Genomic DNA, 3,445 nt, shown 5'->3' on the forward strand with positions numbered 1-3,445 from the left:
GACAAGACTCGGGTTTCATACTGCTCTCCTTCGATACTTTCGAGGGGGTTTGGCTTCGAAGCCGGGTGGCCGGCGGTCAGCGAAGGGTCGGCCCTGCGCTGGTCGCGGGGCGTCGGGGCCGGGTGCGGGGAACAGGTAGCCGTTCTTGTCGTTGTAGGCGATTCCGGTGATCAGGCCGTTGCGCCGCCAGATCTTCACGGTCTGAGGCGTGGTCCCGACGGCGTGGGCGTACTCCTGGACGGTGAGCAGGCCCTGGTCGCGTAGCCGCTGGTAGCGGTGGGTGAGCTGGTAGGCGTCGCGGATGTCGCGGACCATCAGTGCGTTGTAGGCGCGGCCCTTGCCGCTGCGGATGCCGCGCTGGTTGAGGATCTCGGCGATCTGCCGGTGGGTGTACTCGTTCAGCAGCTCGTCGATCAAGGTGACGGTATCGGGATGGGTTTGCCAGGATTTGCCGCCGCCGACGGGCTTGTCCAGCGTGAGCGTGTGGTTCTGCCCGCCGCTCAGCCGGATCCGGGCGATCAGCCGGTCGGTCTTGTCCAGGGTGATGTCAGTGATGAGCAGGCGCGCGACGCGCTTGCGTTCCTGCATCGGGGTGGCCGGGTCGTGCCAGAGCGCGTGGACGTCGGCGGCGAGCGCGGTCAAACGCGCCCGGGTGGCCTGCGCCAATGGGGCGGCGGCGCTGGTGGCCGTGTCGTACTCCTGTCTGGCGGCGCGCACCTCGCGCAGGGCGGTGTTCCAGTCGGCCTCCAGGGTGTCGGCGACCAGCCGGTTGCCGGGGTCGACGGCCAGGTAGCGGCGACGGGCCAGATCCGCGCGCTGCTCGGCGCGTTGGACGTGAGCCGCGCGCAGCCGGTCGGCTTGTTGCTCGCGTGCGGCGATCTGGTCGGTGACGGCCAGGGCGCTCTCCACGGCCAGCGGGGTGAGCTGCCCGAGCAGCAGGTCCGCGACGGCCTGGTCGAGTTTGGCTCCGGGGATGCGCTGGCAGATGCGGGTGCCGTTCTGGATCGCCTCGCTCATGCACCGGTATTCGGGCCAGAGCTGATCACGGTATTGGCGGTAGCCCACCGTCATCCTGCGGCCGCACCGGCCGCAGAGCACCAGGCCCTGCAGCAGGGCTGGGCCCTCGCGGGGCGGCCCGGCTTTGCGTTCCTGCCCCCGGGACTGGGCGTTGCCGGCCAGCTGGACCAGGTTGGCTTCCCACTGGCCGACACTGATATATCCCGGGTGGTGGCCGGCGATCAGCGTGTCCCACTCCTCACGCGGCAGCAACTTGAACCCGATACGGCCGTCCGGGGTGCGGATGGTGCGGCGCCGCCCGTAACAGAACGCCCCCGCGTAGCAGGGATTGTGCAGCACCGACAGCACCCGCCAGTGCTTGAGCGGCTCCCACACCACCTGGCCCTTGCGCGGCCCGGTCCGGATCCGCGCCGGGAACAGCAGAGCGTCGCGGGCGAAGGCCGTGACCACGGCGCGGGCCGAGCCGGTCTGGGCGAACAGGGCGAACAGCCGCTCCAGCGCGCCGCGGATCTGAGCGTCGGGGTCGGGGACGGGGTGGTCGGCGCCGTCATAGCAGTAGCCGATGGGCAGCGCCTGCTTGAGCTGTCCGCGCCGGGCCTTGGACAACTGGCCGCCGCGCAGCCGGGCGCCGAGCAGGTGCAGCTCGGCCTCCGACATGGTGCCCTTCATGCCCAGCACGAGCCGGTCGTTGAACGTCCTGGGGTCATAAAGTCCGTCCTCGTCCAAGATCAGCGTGCCGGTCAGGGCGCAGATCTCCAGCAACCGATGCCAGTCGGTGTTGTTGCGCGCCAGCCGGGAGACCTCCAGCCCGAGCACGATCCCGGCCCTGCCCAGGCCGACCTCGGCGACCAGACGCTGGAACCCATCGCGATCGGCCGAACTGGCGCCCGAGCGTCCCTGATCGGTATCGATCACGGTGATCTGCGCGTCGGTCCAGCCCAGCGCGATCGCCCGGCCTCGCAGGTCATACTGCCGCCAGGTCGACTCGGTGTTGTTGACCACCTGTTTCAGCGACGACTGGCGGACATACAGGTAGGCGTCGCGCCGCAGATGCTCGGCGGTCACCTTCGCCGATCCGGTCATGTCCCGATGCATAACAGCCCCCTCTCCGCTGCGTTCAGGGCTATCGCCGGCACGTGCGTATCTGGTGCGCCCGGTGCGCCGGCCATGACGAGCGAAGCCAGCACATCCACCAGTTGCGCGCATCGCCCGCCGTCCGGCAGGTCCGCTGTCGCTGGCCGCTCCGGCTCCGGTGCCGGGCCAGATGCCGGAGCACGGCGCGGGGTCGAGATGAGGGCCACGGCCGCTGCCCAGGCCGCCATGCCGGAGCGGGTCAGCACGCTCCAGGCGTGTCGGCGGCCGCTTGCCCCGCCGCCGAGCACCGCCGCGCGCAGGCTCTCGTAGTGTTCGCTGATCGTGGCTGGGCTGGGCGTGTCGCAGGAGGTCAGCGCCCAGTCGCCGCCTCCGGGTCGTGGGGTTCACGTCGGCGCCTGAGTGCCCGCTCCACCGAGCGTGGATGCACCGGGAAGCCGAACTCGGCTTCGATGAGTGTGGCCAGCGCCCGGCCCTTGAGCCGGGGATCGGCTGCCCGCCACTGCTCGACCCGGTCCATGACCTGCGGGGTCAGCTTGCGCGGCCCTTTGGGGCCGGGCTTGCCCGGCACCAGCCCTGCCGGGCCCGCCACCTCCAGCGCGGCAGCGGCGGTATAGAACGAGGCACGGGAGAAGCCGAACGCGGCGGCCGCCACCGTGACCGGCACCCGATCGACCAGGACCCTGCGCACCATCTCGTACTTGACCTGCACGAGATCACGCGGGTCGAAGAACGCCGAGGAGCAGAACAGCGGATCGACCACCGCGCCGGCCCGCTGGTTGAACACCCCGGCCGCTGTCAGCACCGCCGCCTTGCCGTCCATGTTCCCTCCCCGGACTCTGTCACGATCTATGCACAGATGATTACGCCGCGTGTTGTGGGAGGCAAGCTCAACCACCCCGACTCCGGGGCATAACTACCAGCCCAGGCCGATAGCCGGACGGGACTGCGGGACAGGGCTGGGATCGACACGGCGTAATCTTCTGACGTTCGCGGCGCAGACTCCTAGTCATGATCAGAGTCCTCGCCTGCGAGCGTTACGAGGTCCGGCGGTTGATCAGATCCGCCAGCGCCACCAGGTCCGCGGTCCGGAACGGGCACCGTCCCGCGGCCATGACCCGAAACGGGTCATCGGCCACCACGTCCGTCCACGCAGCAGGAATAGGCCGCCGCCGGCCCTGCTCATCGAGATAGAACACCACATCGCCACTCCAGCACCGCGACCTGGCCACGAACTGCAGCACCTGCCCGGCCAGCGGATGGAACGGATGAGTGACCCTCACCAGACCATCTTCAGAGTCGTGAACCTGAGGAGTTGACGGATCGAGATAACGCC

3 protein-coding genes are annotated in these 3,445 nt (G+C 69.6%); all 3 read right to left on the reverse strand.

Features of this window, described 5'->3' with window-relative positions; all coding sequences use genetic code 11:
• Positions 1-15 precede the first annotated feature (15 nt).
• Positions 16-2,100: a recombinase family protein gene (locus AB0I15_RS66580; RefSeq protein WP_358121076.1), complete on the reverse strand. Its 2,085-nt coding sequence runs from the start codon at positions 2,098-2,100 to the stop codon at positions 16-18.
• 361 nt (positions 2,101-2,461) lie between these two features.
• Positions 2,462-2,932 carry a helix-turn-helix domain-containing protein gene (locus tag AB0I15_RS66585; protein WP_358121079.1) on the reverse strand — a complete coding sequence of 157 codons (471 nt, stop codon included), beginning with the start codon at positions 2,930-2,932 and terminating at the stop codon, positions 2,462-2,464.
• A 214-nt stretch (positions 2,933-3,146) separates the two neighbouring features.
• Positions 3,147-3,445 (reverse strand): Y4bD/Y4pK family protein (locus AB0I15_RS66590; protein WP_358121082.1); only part of this gene is annotated, 299 nt, incomplete at its 5' end.

Origin of the sequence: Nonomuraea sp. NPDC050643 (genome assembly GCF_040654715.1) — a bacterium.
GTDB lineage: Bacteria > Actinomycetota > Actinomycetes > Streptosporangiales > Streptosporangiaceae > Nonomuraea.

Coding starts and splice junctions, on each gene's coding strand:
- AB0I15_RS66580 (WP_358121076.1), bottom strand. CDS start 2,100: ATGACCGGATCGGCGAAGGTGACCGCCGAGCATCTGCGGCGCGACGCC.
- AB0I15_RS66585 (WP_358121079.1), bottom strand. CDS start 2,932: ATGGACGGCAAGGCGGCGGTGCTGACAGCGGCCGGGGTGTTCAACCAG.